Source organism: Streptomyces sp. NPDC046860, from assembly GCF_040645115.1.
Classification (GTDB): Bacteria; Actinomycetota; Actinomycetes; order Streptomycetales; family Streptomycetaceae; genus Streptomyces.
Window position 1 is genome coordinate 638,225 of sequence record NZ_JBEYXQ010000001.1, and the last position, 14,945, is coordinate 653,169.

17 protein-coding genes and 5 tRNA genes are annotated in these 14,945 nt (G+C 71.8%); 16 read left to right on the plus strand and 6 right to left on the minus strand.

Features of this window, described 5'->3' with window-relative positions:
• Nucleotides 1–47 precede the first annotated feature (47 nt).
• The 6 genes from ABZ898_RS02795 (at nucleotide 48) to ABZ898_RS02820 (ending at nucleotide 1,345) form a co-directional block, all read left to right on the plus strand.
• Nucleotides 48–776, plus strand: a complete 729-nt coding sequence (locus tag ABZ898_RS02795) for an HAD family hydrolase (protein WP_361652018.1) — start codon at nucleotides 48–50, stop codon at nucleotides 774–776.
• Between the two features lie 90 nt (nucleotides 777–866).
• A tRNA-Gln gene (locus ABZ898_RS02800) sits at nucleotides 867–938 on the plus strand.
• Between the two features lie 39 nt (nucleotides 939–977).
• Nucleotides 978–1,050, plus strand: a tRNA-Glu gene (locus tag ABZ898_RS02805).
• A 28-nt stretch (nucleotides 1,051–1,078) separates the two neighbouring features.
• Nucleotides 1,079–1,151, plus strand: a tRNA-Glu gene (locus tag ABZ898_RS02810).
• Nucleotides 1,152–1,172: 21 nt separating this feature from the next.
• Nucleotides 1,173–1,244: transfer RNA gene (locus tag ABZ898_RS02815), tRNA-Gln, on the plus strand.
• A gap of 28 nt (nucleotides 1,245–1,272) precedes the next feature.
• Nucleotides 1,273–1,345 (plus strand) — tRNA-Glu (locus ABZ898_RS02820).
• A 193-nt stretch (nucleotides 1,346–1,538) separates the two neighbouring features.
• Here the strand turns inward: ABZ898_RS02820 and ndgR are convergent.
• Complete coding sequence (ndgR, locus tag ABZ898_RS02825; protein WP_018544714.1) at nucleotides 1,539–2,255, minus strand: IclR family transcriptional regulator NdgR; 717 nt, start codon at nucleotides 2,253–2,255, stop codon at nucleotides 1,539–1,541.
• Nucleotides 2,256–2,452: 197 nt separating this feature from the next.
• On the opposite strand from ndgR, the gene leuC reads away from it, so the two are divergent.
• The 4 genes from leuC to ABZ898_RS02845 all read left to right on the plus strand — a co-directional run bounded on the left by leuC (nucleotide 2,453) and on the right by ABZ898_RS02845 (nucleotide 5,729).
• On the plus strand, nucleotides 2,453–3,880 hold the full coding sequence (gene leuC, locus ABZ898_RS02830) for a 3-isopropylmalate dehydratase large subunit (protein WP_361652021.1): 1,428 nt from the start codon (nucleotides 2,453–2,455) through the stop codon (nucleotides 3,878–3,880).
• 2 nt (nucleotides 3,881–3,882) lie between these two features.
• Nucleotides 3,883–4,476 (plus strand): 3-isopropylmalate dehydratase small subunit, encoded by a 594-nt coding sequence (gene leuD / locus ABZ898_RS02835; RefSeq protein WP_361652023.1) that lies wholly within the window; start codon nucleotides 3,883–3,885, stop codon nucleotides 4,474–4,476.
• 263 nt (nucleotides 4,477–4,739) lie between these two features.
• Complete coding sequence (locus ABZ898_RS02840; RefSeq protein WP_361652025.1) at nucleotides 4,740–4,970, plus strand: hypothetical protein; 231 nt, start codon at nucleotides 4,740–4,742, stop codon at nucleotides 4,968–4,970.
• A gap of 135 nt (nucleotides 4,971–5,105) precedes the next feature.
• Nucleotides 5,106–5,729 (plus strand): HU family DNA-binding protein, encoded by a 624-nt coding sequence (locus ABZ898_RS02845; RefSeq protein WP_361652027.1) that lies wholly within the window; start codon nucleotides 5,106–5,108, stop codon nucleotides 5,727–5,729.
• A gap of 108 nt (nucleotides 5,730–5,837) precedes the next feature.
• Here ABZ898_RS02845 and ABZ898_RS02850 read toward each other — a convergent pair whose 3' ends face one another.
• Nucleotides 5,838–6,041 (minus strand): hypothetical protein, encoded by a 204-nt coding sequence (locus tag ABZ898_RS02850; RefSeq protein WP_361652029.1) that lies wholly within the window; start codon nucleotides 6,039–6,041, stop codon nucleotides 5,838–5,840.
• A 9-nt stretch (nucleotides 6,042–6,050) separates the two neighbouring features.
• Nucleotides 6,051–6,701 carry a 2-phospho-L-lactate guanylyltransferase gene (cofC, locus tag ABZ898_RS02855; protein ID WP_361652031.1) on the minus strand — a complete coding sequence of 217 codons (651 nt, stop codon included), beginning with the start codon at nucleotides 6,699–6,701 and terminating at the stop codon, nucleotides 6,051–6,053.
• 222 nt (nucleotides 6,702–6,923) lie between these two features.
• Between cofC and ABZ898_RS02860 the strand changes: the two genes are divergently transcribed.
• The 3 genes from ABZ898_RS02860 to ABZ898_RS02870 are packed head-to-tail and all read left to right on the plus strand — an operon-like array spanning nucleotide 6,924 to nucleotide 9,963.
• Nucleotides 6,924–7,739 (plus strand): lysophospholipid acyltransferase family protein, encoded by an 816-nt coding sequence (locus ABZ898_RS02860; protein WP_361652033.1) that lies wholly within the window; start codon nucleotides 6,924–6,926, stop codon nucleotides 7,737–7,739.
• Complete coding sequence (locus ABZ898_RS02865) at nucleotides 7,736–8,746, plus strand: NAD(P)H-dependent glycerol-3-phosphate dehydrogenase (RefSeq protein ID WP_361652035.1); 1,011 nt, start codon at nucleotides 7,736–7,738, stop codon at nucleotides 8,744–8,746. The genes ABZ898_RS02860 and ABZ898_RS02865 overlap by 4 nt, the downstream gene beginning before the upstream one ends.
• Before the next feature lie 59 nt (nucleotides 8,747–8,805).
• Nucleotides 8,806–9,963 (plus strand): D-alanine--D-alanine ligase family protein, encoded by a 1,158-nt coding sequence (locus ABZ898_RS02870; protein WP_361652037.1) that lies wholly within the window; start codon nucleotides 8,806–8,808, stop codon nucleotides 9,961–9,963.
• Between the two features lie 15 nt (nucleotides 9,964–9,978).
• Here the strand turns inward: ABZ898_RS02870 and ABZ898_RS02875 are convergent, their stop codons facing one another.
• Nucleotides 9,979–10,497 carry a DUF3515 domain-containing protein gene (locus tag ABZ898_RS02875; RefSeq protein WP_361652039.1) on the minus strand — a complete coding sequence of 173 codons (519 nt, stop codon included), beginning with the start codon at nucleotides 10,495–10,497 and terminating at the stop codon, nucleotides 9,979–9,981.
• Nucleotides 10,498–10,517: 20 nt separating this feature from the next.
• Nucleotides 10,518–10,751: an Lrp/AsnC ligand binding domain-containing protein gene (locus tag ABZ898_RS02880; protein WP_361652041.1), complete on the minus strand. Its 234-nt coding sequence runs from the start codon at nucleotides 10,749–10,751 to the stop codon at nucleotides 10,518–10,520.
• A 206-nt stretch (nucleotides 10,752–10,957) separates the two neighbouring features.
• Here ABZ898_RS02880 and ABZ898_RS02885 point away from each other — a divergent pair, with 206 nt between their 5' ends.
• Nucleotides 10,958–11,920: a thiamine-phosphate kinase gene (locus tag ABZ898_RS02885; RefSeq protein WP_361652043.1), complete on the plus strand. Its 963-nt coding sequence runs from the start codon at nucleotides 10,958–10,960 to the stop codon at nucleotides 11,918–11,920.
• Nucleotides 11,917–12,714: a bifunctional hydroxymethylpyrimidine kinase/phosphomethylpyrimidine kinase gene (gene thiD / locus ABZ898_RS02890; RefSeq protein ID WP_361652045.1), complete on the plus strand. Its 798-nt coding sequence runs from the start codon at nucleotides 11,917–11,919 to the stop codon at nucleotides 12,712–12,714. Before ABZ898_RS02885 ends, thiD begins: the two co-directional genes overlap by 4 nt.
• Before the next feature lie 79 nt (nucleotides 12,715–12,793).
• Here thiD and rpmB read toward each other — a convergent pair whose 3' ends face one another.
• Nucleotides 12,794–12,979 carry a 50S ribosomal protein L28 gene (rpmB, locus tag ABZ898_RS02895; RefSeq protein WP_003993230.1) on the minus strand — a complete coding sequence of 62 codons (186 nt, stop codon included), beginning with the start codon at nucleotides 12,977–12,979 and terminating at the stop codon, nucleotides 12,794–12,796.
• 258 nt (nucleotides 12,980–13,237) lie between these two features.
• On the opposite strand from rpmB, the gene ABZ898_RS02900 reads away from it, so the two are divergent.
• A complete protein-coding gene (locus ABZ898_RS02900; RefSeq protein WP_361652047.1) occupies nucleotides 13,238–14,929 on the plus strand; it encodes a DAK2 domain-containing protein in 1,692 nt (563 codons plus the stop codon).
• Nucleotides 14,930–14,945: the final 16 nt, after the last annotated feature.

Genomic DNA, 14,945 nt, shown 5'->3' on the forward strand with positions numbered 1-14,945 from the left:
CGTTCGCGCCCCCTGCCTCGCGGGCCGCTTCCCGTTACCGTCGGCTCATGAGCATCCGAGCCGTGGTCTGGGACGTGGACGACACCCTTTTCGACTACACCACCGCCGACCGTGAGGGCATGCGGGCGCATCTCCTGGCGGAGGGGCTGCTCGCGCGCTTCTCCACGCCGGAGCAGGCGCTCGCGCTGTGGCGGTCGGTGACCGAGACGCACTGGGCGCGCCACGCGTCCGGGGAGACCTCTTTTCAGGGGCAGCGCCTCGACCGCGTGCGGGCCTTCCTGGGGGCCGAGCTGAGCGACGGCGAAGCTGAGGAATGGTTTCTGCGGTACGTCGGGCACTACCAGGAGGCCTGGAGCGTCTTCCCGGACGTGGTGCCCGCCCTGGACGCCCTTCCCGGGCACCGGCACGCCGTGCTCTCCAACTCCAGCCTGACCGTCCAGGAGCACAAGCTGCGCACCCTGGGGCTGCGCGACCGCTTCGAGAGCGTCCTGTGCGCCGTCGAGCTGGGCGTCTCCAAGCCGGCCGCCGGTGCCTTCCTGGCCGCCTGCGAGGGGCTGGGGCTGCCGCCGCACGAGGTGGCGTACGTCGGGGACCACCCGGAGATCGACGGGCGGGGCGCGGCGGAGGCCGGGATGATGTCGGTGTGGATCGACCGCGGCGGTCCGCACGCGCGGGCTGCCCGGACGGGCCCGGCGCACCGGATCACCAGCCTCGCCGAACTCCCGGCGCTGGTGCGTGCCGATAGCCGTTTTGGAGCCCCGTCCACCTTCGGGTAATGTTCTTCCTGCGCCGAGGGAACGGGCCGAAAGGCCGGGACCCAGGCGCATCTGCTAGAACAAGATCCCCTTCAGGGGCTTGCGTTCCAGTGGCCTATGGTGTAATTGGCAGCACGACTGATTCTGGTTCAGTTAGTCTTGGTTCGAGTCCAGGTAGGCCAGCTCGCAGAGCTCATCTGCACCCGCGGATCATGTCCGCGAGCCCCCGTTGTGTAGCGGCCTAGCACGCTGCCCTCTCAAGGCAGTAGCGCCGGTTCGAATCCGGTCGGGGGTACTGGTTCCGATCACTCGGAATCGCTAGGGCCCCCGTTGTGTAGCGGCCTAGCACGCCGCCCTCTCAAGGCGGTAGCGCCGGTTCGAATCCGGTCGGGGGTACTGACTGGTCTAAACCATCATTGGTCTATGGTGTAATTGGCAGCACGACTGATTCTGGTTCAGTTAGTCTTGGTTCGAGTCCAGGTAGACCAGCTCGGACCTGCGGAAACGCAGTGTCCAGGCCCCCGTTGTGTAGCGGCCTAGCACGCCGCCCTCTCAAGGCGGTAGCGCCGGTTCGAATCCGGTCGGGGGTACAGAAAGAAGGCTCCTCGCGCAAGCGAGGGGCCTTCGCTGTTTTCCGGGTGCCGAAGACCCCGTCGGCCCAAGGCCCTTGCGGCGGGCCGCCGTTGAGGTGCGTGCACAACAGTCGGGCGGGGACGGGCCGCGGCGTTGAGGCCCGCCCCCGCCCGGTGTGAGCGTGGAGCGAAGGAGAAGATCCGGACCGGCTCAGCCGGAGCGGCGCAGCGCCTCCGAGAGCCGGGCCGCCGCGTCGATCACCGCCTGGGCGTGCATCCGGCCCGGGTGCCGGGTGAGCCGCTCGATCGGCCCGGAGACCGAGACGGCGGCCACCACACGGTTGGACGGCCCGCGCACCGGCGCCGAGACCGAGGCCACGCCCGGCTCCCGCTCGCCGATGGACTGGGCCCAGCCCCGGCGGCGCACCCCGGACAGCGCCGTCGCCGTGAAGCGCGCCCCCTGAAGACCCCGGTGCAGCCGCTCGGGCTCCTCCCAGGCCATGAGGATCTGCGCCGAGGAGCCGGCCTTCATCGTGAGGGTCGAGCCCACCGGCACCGTGTCCCGCAGTCCGGACAGCCGCTCGGCGGCCGCCACACAGATCCGCATGTCGCCCTGGCGCCGGTAGAGCTGCGCGCTCTCGCCCGTCACGTCCCGCAGGTGTGTGAGCACCGGGCCGGCCGTCGCCAGCAGGCGGTCCTCGCCGGCCGCCGCGGCCAGCTCCGACAGGCGCGGGCCCAGGATGAACCTGCCCTGCATGTCGCGCGCCACCAGCCGGTGGTGTTCCAGGGCCACGGCCAGCCGGTGGGCCGTGGGTCGTGCCAGTCCGGTGGCCCCGACCAGACCCGCGAGGGTGGCCGGACCGGACTCCAGAGCGCTGAGGACAAGGGCCGCCTTGTCCAGAACGCCGACGCCGCTACTGTTGTCCATGCAACGATACTCCCGTCTCACTCTGTGAAACGCAAGTTCAATTTTCTCCGGAACGCGCCACTCTTGAAGCACACGGAGGCCCGCGCACGGCGGGTCCGGTGTCGGACGCCCGCCCGCCCCGGTATCACGGCGGGGGCGCCACTTCCTCAAGATCTCTAGATGCGCCGGCGAGAGCGTGGCCGGCCGGAGGGAAAGCGATGGGTAGGACACTCGCGGAGAAGGTCTGGGACGACCATGTCGTCCGGCGCGCCGAGGGCGAGCCCGACCTCCTCTACATCGATCTGCACCTGCTGCACGAGGTGACCAGCCCGCAGGCGTTCGACGGCCTCCGCAAGAGCGGCCGCGCGGTCCGCCGCCTCGACCTCACCATCGCGACCGAGGATCACAACACCCCGACCCTCGACATCGACAAGCCCATCGCCGACCCGGTCTCCCGCGCGCAGCTGGAGACGCTGCGGGCGAACTGCGCGGAGTTCGGGGTGCGGCTGCACCCGCTGGGCGACGTCGAGCAGGGCGTGGTCCACGTGGTGGGCCCGCAGCTCGGACTGACCCAGCCCGGCACCACCGTGGTCTGCGGCGACTCCCACACCTCCACGCACGGCGCGTTCGGCGCGCTCGCCTTCGGTATCGGGACCTCCCAGGTCGAGCACGTGCTCGCCACCCAGACGCTGCCGATGACCCGCCCGAAGACCATGGCCATCACCGTCGAGGGCGAACTGCCCGAGGGGGTCAGCGCCAAGGACCTGATCCTGGCGATCATCGCCCGGATCGGCACCGGCGGCGGCCAGGGCTATGTCCTGGAGTACCGCGGCCCGGCCGTCGAGAAGCTCTCGATGGAGGCGCGGATGACCATCTGCAACATGTCCATCGAGGCCGGCGCCCGCGCGGGCATGATCGCCCCGGACGAGACCACCTTCGCCTACCTGAAGGACCGCCCGCACGCCCCCGAGGGCGCGGAGTGGGACGAGGCGGTCGCGTACTGGAAGACCCTGCGCTCCGACGACGACGCCGTCTTCGACGCCGAGGTCGTCATCGACGCCGCCGAGCTGTCCCCGTTCGTCACCTGGGGCACCAACCCCGGCCAGGGCGCGCCGCTTTCGTCGCACGTCCCCGACCCGGCTTCGTACGAAGACGCATCGGAGCGGTTCGCCGCCGAAAAGGCCCTGGAGTACATGGGGTTGGAGGCCGGGCAGCCGCTGCGCGACATCCGGGTCGACACCGTCTTCGTAGGCTCCTGCACCAACGGCCGCATCGAGGACCTGCGCTCCGTCGCCGAGATCCTGAAGAGCCGCAAAGTCGCCGACGGCGTACGGATGCTGGTCGTCCCCGGCTCCGCGCGGGTCGGTCTCCAGGCCGTCTCCGAGGGCCTGGACGTGGTCTTCAAGGAGGCCGGCGCCGAATGGCGGTACGCGGGCTGCTCGATGTGTCTGGGCATGAACCCCGACCAGCTCGCGCCGGGGGAGCGTTCCGCCTCCACCTCCAACCGCAACTTCGAGGGCAGGCAGGGCAAGGGCGGCCGCACCCACCTGGTGTCGCCGCAGGTCGCCGCCGCCACCGCCGTCCTCGGCCACCTCGGCTCGCCCGCCGACCTGTCCGACACCCACGTGCCCGCTGGAGTGCGATAACGATGGAAGCCTTCACCACCCACACCGGCCGGGCCGTGCCGCTGCGCCGCAGCAACGTCGACACCGACCAGATCATCCCCGCCCACTGGCTCAAGAAGGTCACCCGCGACGGCTTCGAGGACGGGCTCTTCGAGGCGTGGCGGGGGGACGAGACCTTCGTCCTCAACCGGCCCGAGCGGCAGGGCGCCACGGTCCTGGTCGCCGGACCCGACTTCGGCACCGGCTCATCCCGCGAGCACGCCGTCTGGGCGCTGCAGAACTACGGTTTCAAGGCCGTGATCTCCGCCCGCTTCGCCGACATCTTCCGGGGCAACTCGCTGAAGAACGGCCTGCTCACGGTGGTGCTGGAGCAGAAGACCGTCAACGCGCTGTGGGAGCTGACCGAGCGCGACCCCGCGGCCGAGATCACGGTCGACCTGGAGGCCCGCGAGGTCCGCGCCGAGGGCGTCACCGCCCCCTTCGAGCTGGACGAGAACTCCCGCTGGCGGCTGCTGAACGGCCTGGACGACATCTCCATCACCCTGCGCGACGAAGACTCCATCGCCGCCTACGAGAGCGCCCGCCCGGCCCACAAGCCCCGGACGCTGACAATCTGAGCAACCGCTCGCACCCATAAGGTTTCGGCCACCTCGACGGCCGCCGCGTACCCCCGATCGCCACGATTGGGGGTACGCGCATGTCCGGACCCGGACGGTCCGGAGCGCCTCGCATGCGCACCCCAACTCCCGTTCACAGCAACGAAGTTGCAGGTCACCGGGGTCCGTCCGGAAGTCCCCGCGGGACGCCCCGAAACGGCGCGCGGAGGCGGCAGTTGCCCCCTGCGCAGGCGACAACTCGCCCCAGATGGCACAATCTGTGCATGGAACACGACGGCCAACTCCAGCTCTATGCGGCGGTCGCGGACCAGCTCAAGGAAGCGCACGCGACCGTGCGCGCACTGCAAGTCCCGGAGGGCGTACGGATGGCGCTGACCCGGAAGCTGCTGGTCATTACGGCCGTGGCCAAACACGATCTCGCCGGTGCGGCAACGCGTCTCGAACGATTCACCGCGGACCTCGAAGCGGGCCGGATGCCCGAAGAGGACCGCTGAACAGTCCGAGCCGTCGAAACCGATGCGGCACAAGGGTGAGAAGCCCGTTTCGTGTTTGATTTGCGGTATATATCTGCCTAACGTGCGAAAAAGCTTGAACACTTTCGTTCTGGCGATGTCTCCGAAGGGGAAGACGTGAACAAGGCGCAGCTCGTAGAAGCGATTGCCGACAAGGTGGGCGGCCGCCAGCAGGCCGCCGATGCTGTCGACGCGGTCCTGGACGCCATCGTCCGCGCCGTCGTCGCGGGCGACCGGGTCTCGGTCACCGGCTTCGGGTCCTTCGAGAAGGTGGACCGCCCCGCCCGCTACGCCCGTAACCCCCAGACGGGCGAGCGGGTTCGGGTCAAGAAGACGTCGGTCCCGCGTTTCCGCGCCGGACAGGGCTTCAAGGACCTGGTGAGCGGTTCGAAGAAGCTTCCCCGTGGTGGCGAGGTCTCCGTGAAGAAGGCGCCCAAGGGCAGCCTGACCGGTGGCGCCTCCGCGACCGTGAAGAAGGCCGCGGCCAAGAAGGCCACCAAGGCCGCCGCGAAGAAGACCACCGCCAAGAAGGCGGCTCCGGCGAAGAAGACCACCGCCGCCGCCAAGAAGACCACGGCGAAGAAGGCTCCGGCGAAGAAGACCACGACGGCGTCCAAGACCGCGGCCGCGAAGAAGACCACGGCCAAGAAGGCGCCCGCGAAGAAGGTCACCGCCAAGAAGGCGCCCGCCAAGAAGTCCACGGCACGCAAGACCACCGCCAAGAAGACCAGCGCCCGCTAGCGGCACGGCCTTCCACGGCACATCGGTCCACCAGGGCACACACGCGCCGGGCCGGACTCCCCCGGGGAGTCCGGCCCGCGGTGCGTCGAAAAGCCGTTCAGGGCCCGTTCAGAAGGTCTGGAGGGTCACCAGGGTGATGCGCAGACCCGCACCCCGGCCGTCGGTCTCGATCCGCACCCGCTGACCGGGACGCAGCAGCCGCAGGCCGCCCGCGTCGAAGGCGGCCGCGTCGAAGGGCACCGGAGTGCCGTCGTCGAGCAGCACCTGCCCGCTGCGGGTCTCGGGGTCGTAGGTGTAAGCGGTGGCCTGCATGTCCGCAGCCTACTGCCCGGACAAGGGCACCGGAGCCGCCCACCGCGCGCACGCCGCCGCCGTGCGCGGGCCCACGCCCAGAGCCAGCGCCGCCCGCAGATCGTCGCCCGTGTCCACGTCCTGCCGCACCGATTCCACGCTCCCCGGAGCCAGTTCCGCCGCGCCCGAGGCGCGGTGCCGGGCACGTGAGGCGCCCCCGAAAGCCGGGGCGAGTTCCCGGCCGGAAACGGCGGCGAGCAGGGTCGTGCCGAATGCCGCCGCGTCCGCGAGGAATGCGCGCGGGAATTCGGCGGCCGCGGAAAGGACATCCGCCAGTTCCGCCGGACGCAGCGCGGGCAGATCCGCGTTGAGCGCGGCGACGGCCGCCTCCGGCCGGCCCGCGCGCACCACCGAGGCCCCGTGCGTGAGCGCGGCGTTCAGCCCGCCGCCCGGCTCGTCCGGCACGATCAGCGCGCCCAGCGCGGCCAGCGCCCGCCCGGCCACCGGGTCGTCCGTGACGACCGCCACATCCGCGACCCCGGGACACTCCAGCGCGGCGGCGACCGTGTCCTGCGCGAACGCCAGCACCAGCCCCGGCCGCGCCCCCTCGGCGACGGCGTCCGCGAGCCTGCTTTTCGCCCGCGCCAAGGGCTTCAGGGGGATGACCAAGCTCCACTGCACCGGCGTACCCTCCCTCTCTGCTCGCGCTCATTGTCACCCGCTCCCACCAGGTCTCCCGAGCCGCCCCGGGGTGTGGGGGAATGCTGTGAAGGGCCGTCCGGGGGCGGTCGCCGTGGACATGCGGGCGTACGGTGTTCTCGACAGACCGGCGGCCCGGAGTCACACTTGTGCGGCCCCCGGCCGAGGTGAAGGCCCTCAGAGGCCATGGAGGAAGGTGTCCGCGTGTCCCGCCGCAGAATCGGCTTCTGGTACCGCTTCGCCGCGGTGATCTGCAAACCGCCGCTGGCGGTTCTGATCAAGCGGGACTGGCGAGGAATGGAGCACATTCCGGCCGACGGCGGATTTATCACCGCGGTGAACCACAATTCCCACGTGGACCCCTTCGCGTACGCGCACTATCAGTACAACACCGGACGGGTTCCGCGATTCCTCGCGAAGAGCGGCCTTTTCAAGAAGGGATTCGTCGGCGCCGTGATGCGCGGTACCGGCCAGATCCCCGTCTACCGCGAGAGCACCGACGCGCTCAGCGCGTTCCGCGCCGCGATCGAGGCGGTGGAGCAGGGCGAGTGCGTCGCCTTCTACCCCGAGGGCACCCTGACCCGCGACCCCGACGGCTGGCCCATGACGGCCAAGACCGGCGCCGCCCGCGTGGCCCTGCAGACCAAGTGCCCCGTCGTGCCGGTCGCCCAGTGGGGCGTCAACGAACTCCTGCCTCCCTACGCGAAGAAGCCCCGCCTCCTCCCGCGCAAGACCCACCACGTGCTCGCCGGCCCGCCGGTGGACCTCTCCCGGTTCTACGGCCAGGAGATGACCGCCGAAGTCCTCAGGGAGGCCACCGAGGTGATCATGGCGGCCGTCACCCGCCAGCTGGAGGAGATCCGCGGCGAGAAGGCACCGGCCGTGCCCTACGACCCGCGCCGCGAGCGGATCGAGCAGCGCCGCCGCACCCGCGCCCAGTCCGGCCAGGGCCAGGACACGGTGCCCGCGCCCGCCGGCGAGGCCACGCCCACCGCCACCGAAGGGGGAAGCGGCAAGTGAGCACGCCTGTCCGGGTCGCCGTCATGGGCACCGGCTCCTGGGGCACCGCGTTCGCCGTGGTCCTCGCCGACGCGGGCTGCGAGGTGACCCTCTGGGCCCGCCGCGCCGACGTGGCCGACACGGTCAACTCCACGCGCACCAACCCCGGCTACCTGCCCGGCGTCGAACTCCCGGCGGGCGTGCGCGCCACCTCGGACGCCGCCGAGGCGCTGCGGGACGCCGACTTCACCGTCCTGGCGATCCCCTCCCAGACGCTGCGCGCCAACCTCGCCGACTGGTCCCCGCTGCTCGCCCCGCACACCGTGCTCGTCTCCCTGATGAAGGGCGTCGAACTCGGCTCCGCCATGCGGATGAGCGAGGTCATCGAGGACGTCGCCAAGGTCGGCCCCGACCGGATCGCCGTGGTCACCGGGCCCAACCTGGCCCGTGAGATCGCCGCCCGGATGCCCGCCGCCGCCGTGGTCGCCTGCACCGACGAGGCGGTCGCCCAGCGGCTCCAGGCCGCCTGCCACACCCCGTACTTCCGGCCGTACACCAACACCGACGTCATCGGCTGCGAACTCGGCGGCGCGGTCAAGAACGTCATCGGTCTCGCCGTCGGCATCGCGGACGGCATGGGCCTGGGCGACAACGCCAAGGGCTCGCTCATCACACGCGGCCTCGCCGAGACCACCCGGCTCGGCATGGCGCTGGGCGCCGACCCGCTGACCTTCTCCGGTCTCGCCGGACTCGGCGACCTGGTGGCGACCTGCTCCTCGCCGCTGTCGCGCAACCACACCTTCGGCACCAACCTCGGCAAGGGGATGACGCTCGAGGAGACCATCGCGGTCACCAAGCAGACCGCCGAGGGCGTCAAGTCCAGCGAATCCGTGCTGGATCTGGCCCGCAGGCACGGCGTCGACATGCCGATCACCGAGACGGTCGTCGGTATCGTCCACGACGCCAAGCCGCCGGTGGTCGCTCTGAAGGAGCTGATGTCGCGCAGCGCGAAGCCCGAGCGACGCTGAGCGAAAGCGCCGGGTCGACGCTGTCTCCGGGCCCTACCAACGGGTACTCTCAACGCGATATGAGCACCGAGAACCTCCCCCAGAGCCCTGCAGCGCAGCCCCGCAAGCCGCGGGTCGCCGTCGTGTTCGGCGGCCGCTCCTCCGAACACGGGATCTCCACGGTCACCGCGGGTGCCGTCCTGGGCGCCATCGACCGGACCAAGTACGACGTCCTGCCGATCGGCATCACCCGTGACGGCCGCTGGGTGCTGACGGCCGACGAGCCGGCGCGGATGGCCATCGCCGACCGCCGCACCCCGGAGGTGCTGGACGTCGCGGAGTCCACCGAGGGCGGCGTGGTGCTCCCCGTCGACCCCGCCAACCGCGAGGTCGTCTACAGCGAGCCCGGCGCGGTGCCCAAGGCGCTCGGTGAGGTCGACGTGGTCTTCCCGGTGCTGCACGGCCCCTTCGGCGAGGACGGCACCCTTCAGGGTCTGCTGGAACTGTCCGGTGTTCCCTACGTCGGCTCGGGCGTGCTCGCCTCGGCCGTCGGCCAGGACAAGGACTACATGAAGCGGGTGTTCACCTCCTTCGGGCTCAAGGTCGGCCCGTACGTGGTGATCCGCCCCCGCGAGTGGCAGCAGGACGAGTCCGCCGCCCGCAAGCGGATCGTGGACTTCGCCGCCGAGCACGGCTGGCCGCTGTTCGTGAAGCCCGCGCGCGCCGGCTCCTCCATCGGCATCACCAAGGTCGACGACCTGGCCGGGCTGGACGAGGCCATCGCCGAGGCCCAGAGCCACGACCCGAAGATCATCGTGGAGGCCGCGCTGTCCGGCCGCGAGATCGAGTGCGGCGTCCTGGAGTTCGAGGACGGCCCGCGCGCCTCGGTCCCGGCGGAGATCCCGCCGCCCAGCGCCCACGCGTACTACGACTTCGACGCCAAGTACATCGACTCCACCCCCGGTGTCGTCCCGGCGCCGCTCACCGGCGAGCAGACCGCCGAGATCCAGCGGCTCGCGGTCGAGGCGTTCGAGGCGGCCTCCTGCGAGGGCCTGGTCCGCGCCGACTTCTTCCTCACCGACGACGGCGAGTTCGTCATCAACGAGATCAACACCCTGCCCGGCTTCACCCCCATCTCGATGTACCCCAAGATGTGGGAGGCGTCCGGCGTCGGCTACGCGGAGCTGGTGGACCGCCTGATCCAGGCGGCGCTGCGCCGCCCGACCGGTCTGCGCTAGGGCCTCAACACGTCATCACCGCATGGAGGCGATCCCCTCGGGGATCGCCTTCTTCACGGCCGGGGCCAGTCCGACCAGTACGGCCGTCGAGTCGTCGGGGCCGGAGAGTTCCGCGGGCAGCGTCACCTGGACGTAGGCGCGGCGGCCGGAGGTGGTGAAGAGCAGGGAGCCGTCGTCCCGCTTCTCCATCAGCCAGTCCACGCCGTCCACCCCGCCGGCGAGCGCGTCCGGGTCGTGGCCCTGGGCCACGTCGGGGTCGATCATCTTCGGCGGCCGGACCACCCCGCAGCGCAGTATGATCGCCGGGCCCGACCAGCCCGCCGTGTAGCGGGAGGCGGGCCGGGGATCGTCACGGCGCAGGCCGTCCACCTTCTCGGGCAGCGCCTCGTCCAGACTCCGGCACAGAGGGGCGGTCCGCGCGTCGGGGCGGGGAGCCGCGACGGAGGTGCCGTCGTCCGCCGTGGAACAGCCCGCGACCGCGATCAGCAGCGCGGGTGCGAGCAGGCCGAGGGGCCGGTGACGGAAGAAGTTCACCGGCCAAGCGTAGACGGGGGCTACAGATGCACGACCGGGCAGGTCAGGGTGCGTGTGATGCCGTCCACCTGCTGGACCTTGGCGACCACCATGCGACCCAGTTCGTCGACGGTGTCGGCCTGGGCGCGGACGATGACGTCATAGGGCCCCGTCACGTCCTCGGCCTGGATCACACCAGGGATGCGGCCGATCGTCTCGGCGACGGTCGACGCCTTGCCGACCTCGGTCTGGATCAGGATGTACGCCTGTACCACGGAACCTCCAGGGCGGCCACGAGGATCATGTGGGGAAGAGGAACGCCACGGTATCGCGTCGCCGCTCCCCAGGGGGAGACCCTGGGGAGACGGGGCACGCGCGCCGGGGTGCGGGCACGACGGAAGTTGACGGCCACCTCGACCGTATCGGGGACACTGATGACGCGCGACCGGGCACGGGACAGGCACAGAAGGGGCTTGAGGCCATGAAGGGCACAGTGGGTGAGCTTGGTGAGTTCGGGCTCATCCGGGAGCTGACCTCCCGTCTCACCACCACCCCGGCGGTCCGGATCGGCCCCGGTGACGACGCCGCCGTGGTCGCCGCCCCGGACCGCCGGGTGGTGGCGAGCACCGACATCCTGCTGGAGGGCCGGCACTTCCGCCGCGACTGGTCCACGGCGTACGACGTGGGCCGCAAGGCGGCGGCCCAGAACCTCGCCGACATCGCCGCGATGGGCGCCGTGCCCACCGCGCTGCTGCTCGGCCTGGTCGTCCCGGCCGAACTCCCGGTCACCTGGCCGACCGAGCTGATGGACGGCCTGCGCGACGAGTGCCAGGTCGCGGGCGCCTCCGTGGTCGGCGGCGACGTCGTACGCGGCGACACGATCATGGTGTCGATCACCGCGCTCGGCGATCTGCGCAACCAGGAGCCGGTGACCCGCGGGGGCGCCCAGCCCGGCGACCTGGTGGCCGTCACGGGCTGGCTGGGCTGGTCCGCGGCCGGTTTCGCGGTCCTCTCCCGCGGCTTCCGCTCCCCGCGCGCCTTCGTGGAGGCCCACCGCCGCCCCGAGCCGCCGTACCACGCGGGCCCGGCCGCCGCCGCGCTCGGCGCCACCGCCATGTGCGACGTGAGCGACGGGCTGATCGCCGACCTCGGTCACATCGCGGAGGCCAGCAAGGTCCGGATCGACATCCGCTCCGGCGCGATCGACATCCCCACCCAGATGAACGACATCGGCCAGGCGGTCGGCGTGGACCCGCTCCAGTGGGTGCTCACCGGGGGAGAGGACCACGCGATCGTGGCCACCTTCCCGCCCGACACCAAGCTCCCGGCCCGCTGGAAGGTCATCGGCGAGGTGCTCAACCCCTCGGCGCTGCCCCAGGTGACCGTGGACGGCGCCCCCTGGACCGCCACGGGCGGCTGGGACCACTTCGGGGACCCGGAGTGAGGCCCGCGGGGCAGGCGCCGCCGCGCGTCCTCACGGTGGCCGGCTCGGACTCCGGCGGCGGAGCGGGCATCCAGGCGGACCTGAAGACGATGCTGGCGCTCGGCGTGCACGGGATGAGCGTGATCACCGCCGTGACCGCCCAGAACTCCCTGGGCGTCCAGGGTGCCTGGGAACTGCCCGTGGAGGCCGTGCGGGCGCAGTACCGCAGCGTGGTGGACGACATCGGCGTACAGGCCGTGAAGACCGGCATGCTGGCCTCGGCGGAACTGGTCGAGGCGGTCGCCGAGTTGATCTCCGGCACGGACGCGCCCGTCGTGGTGGACCCGGTCGGGGTCTCCAAGCACGGCGACCCGCTGCTGGCCGCCTCCGCCCTGGACTCGGTGCGCACCCGGCTCCTCCCGGTGGCGACCGTGGCCACCCCGAACCTGGACGAAGTGGCCCAACTCACAGGATTCGAGGTCACTTCGGAGGCCGATCTGCGCCCTGCGGCGGAAGCCGTACTGGCCTACGGACCCCGGTGGGTGCTGATCAAGGGCGGGCATCTCACCGGCGAGGCCGTCGACCTGCTCACCGACGGCGACCGGGAGTTCCGGCTGCGCGCACCGCGCCACGACAACCGGCACACCCACGGCACCGGTTGCACGCTCGCCTCCGCCGTCGCCTCAGGGCTGGCGAAGGGACTGACCGTCCCCGAAGCGGTCACGGCGGCCAAGGAGTACGTCACCGGGGCCATCGCCCACGGGTTCGCCCTGGGCGCCGGGATCGGCCCCGTCGACCACGGCTGGCGTTTCTAGGCAACGCGAAGAGCCGGCCCACCCGAGGGTGGACCGGCTCGACGCAGCAACCGACAGTGGCCGCGCGCTTAGCTGTGCGTCAGCGCGAGACCTTGCCGGCCTTGATGCACGAGGTGCAAGCGTTCACGCGCTTCGGCGTCCCGCCGACCACGGTACGGACGCGCTGGATGTTCGGGTTCCAGCGACGGGACGTACGGCGGTGCGAGTGCGAGATGTTGTTGCCGAAGCCCGGCCCCTTGCCGCAGACGTCGCAGTTGGCAGCCACGGGTCACTCCAAAGACTTCAGATGCACTTACGGTTGATCCCGGCATGCCGGGATCGAGATCAGGAGACCTGAGATCTTTCGGTGGCGCTGCCAGGGGGAATGGCCCGACCGGGATCGGGCAACCGGAGCAGCATACAACGACTGCTTCCGTACAACGAAACTACCATGGCGCCCCGGTACCCCGTGCCCGGCCCTCCTGCGGCGGAGCCCGCCCCACGGTCTACGCTGCGTCCCACGTCCAGCCACAGGGAGGCGCAGGTGGCGCAGGTGCCGCAGACATTCCTCGATGCTCTCGCGGTGCGCACCTGGTGCGGTCTGGCGCTGCGGGCGCTGGGGAGCGCCCGCGAGGAGATCGACGCGATCAACGTCTACCCCGTCGCCGACGGGGACACCGGCACCAACCTCTACCTGACCGTGGAATCGGCCGCCACGGCCGTCGAGGCGGTCTTCACCGGCCACGAGCCGCCCGGCGGCGGCCCCTGTCTCGCGGACGTCCTGGGCGCGATGGCCCACGGCGCCCTGATCGGCGCCCGGGGCAACTCCGGCACGATCCTCGCCCAACTGCTGCGCGGCATGGCCCAGGCACTCACCGCCCCCGGTGCGGGTGACGCCCCTCACACCGACGGCGCCGGACTGCGCCTGGCCCTGCGCAGGGCCGCCGACGCCGCCCGCGAGGCGGTCGCCCACCCGGTCGAGGGCACCGTCCTCACCGTCGCCTCGGCCGCCGCCGACGCCGCCGACGCGGCCGAGGGCGACTGCGGGACGGTCGCGCTGGCCGCCTACGAGGGCGCTCGCGCCGCGCTGGCCGCCACCCCGGGGCAACTGGCCGTGCTCGGCCGCGCCGGGGTCGTGGACGCGGGCGGACGCGGCCTGGTCACCGTGCTCGCGGCCCTGGTGGAGGCGCTCACCGGGGACGCGGTCCCGGAGGAGGCCCGCACCGCGCCGGCCACGCCCCTCGCCTGCGCCGACGACCCGGAGCGCACCCCGGAGCGCACCCCGGAACACAACGGGGAGCACACCGGGGAGGACGGCCCCGCCTACGAGGTGATCTACCTCCTGGAGGCCGGCGACGCGGCCGTGACCCGGCTCCGCGAACGGCTCGACGCCCTCGGGGACTCCCTGGTCGTGGTCGGCGGCGACGGGCTGTGGAACGTCCACGTGCACGTCGACGACGCGGGCGCCGCCGTGGAGGCGGGCGTCGAGGCCGGGCGCCCGTACCGGATCAGGATCACCCACTTCGCCGCCGACGACGTCCACACCGGAGGGCGGCGGCCGCCGAGGGAACGGGCGCAGCGGGCCGTCGTCGCCGTGGTGCCCGGCGAGGGACTGGCCGGGCTGTACGCCGAGGCGGGCGCCACCACCGTCCTCGCCCGCCCCGGAGAACCGCCCGCCAGCGGCGAACTGGCCCAGGCCCTGCGGCGCGCGCACGCGCGCGAGGTCGTCCTGCTGCCCAACGACGCCGAACTGCGCCACACGGCGGCCGCCGCCGCCGAGCAGGCCCGCGCCGAAGGCGTCCGGGTCGCCCTGATCCCGACCCGCTCGGCCGTCCAGGGCATCGCCGCGCTCGCCGTCCACGAGCCGGAGCGCCGCTTCGACGAGGACGTCGTCCAGATGACCTCCGCCGCGGGCGCCACCCGGTACGCCGAGGTCCTCGTCGCCGAACGCCAGTCCTGGACGACGGCCGGGATCTGCCAGGCCGGGGACGTGCTGGGGCTCATCGACGGCGACGTGGCCGTGATCGGCCCCGACCTCACCGGCACCGCCGAGACCGTGCTCGACCGCATGCTCCAGGCCGGCGGCGAACTGGTCACCCTCGTCGTCGGCGACGACGCCCCCGAGACGGTCGCCGACCGCCTCGAAGCCCGCGTCCGCGAGTCCTACCTCGCCGTCGACACCGTGGTCTACCGGGGCGGCCGCCAGGGATCGCTGCTGCTCATCGGCGTCGAGTGAGCCCAGCGGGCCGGGC

Excerpts from the sequence above, each read along its gene's own strand:
- ABZ898_RS02795 (WP_361652018.1), top strand. The coding sequence starts at position 48 with ATGAGCATCCGAGCCGTGGTCTGGGACGTGGACGACACCCTTTTCGAC.
- ndgR (WP_018544714.1), bottom strand. The coding sequence starts at position 2,255 with ATGGACAACAGTAGCGGCGTCGGCGTTCTGGACAAGGCGGCCCTTGTC.
- leuC (WP_361652021.1), top strand. The coding sequence starts at position 2,453 with ATGGGTAGGACACTCGCGGAGAAGGTCTGGGACGACCATGTCGTCCGG.
- leuD (WP_361652023.1), top strand. The coding sequence starts at position 3,883 with ATGGAAGCCTTCACCACCCACACCGGCCGGGCCGTGCCGCTGCGCCGC.
- ABZ898_RS02840 (WP_361652025.1), top strand. The coding sequence starts at position 4,740 with ATGGAACACGACGGCCAACTCCAGCTCTATGCGGCGGTCGCGGACCAG.
- ABZ898_RS02850 (WP_361652029.1), bottom strand. The coding sequence starts at position 6,041 with ATGCAGGCCACCGCTTACACCTACGACCCCGAGACCCGCAGCGGGCAG.
- ABZ898_RS02870 (WP_361652037.1), top strand. The coding sequence starts at position 8,806 with ATGAGCACCGAGAACCTCCCCCAGAGCCCTGCAGCGCAGCCCCGCAAG.
- ABZ898_RS02885 (WP_361652043.1), top strand. The coding sequence starts at position 10,958 with ATGAAGGGCACAGTGGGTGAGCTTGGTGAGTTCGGGCTCATCCGGGAG.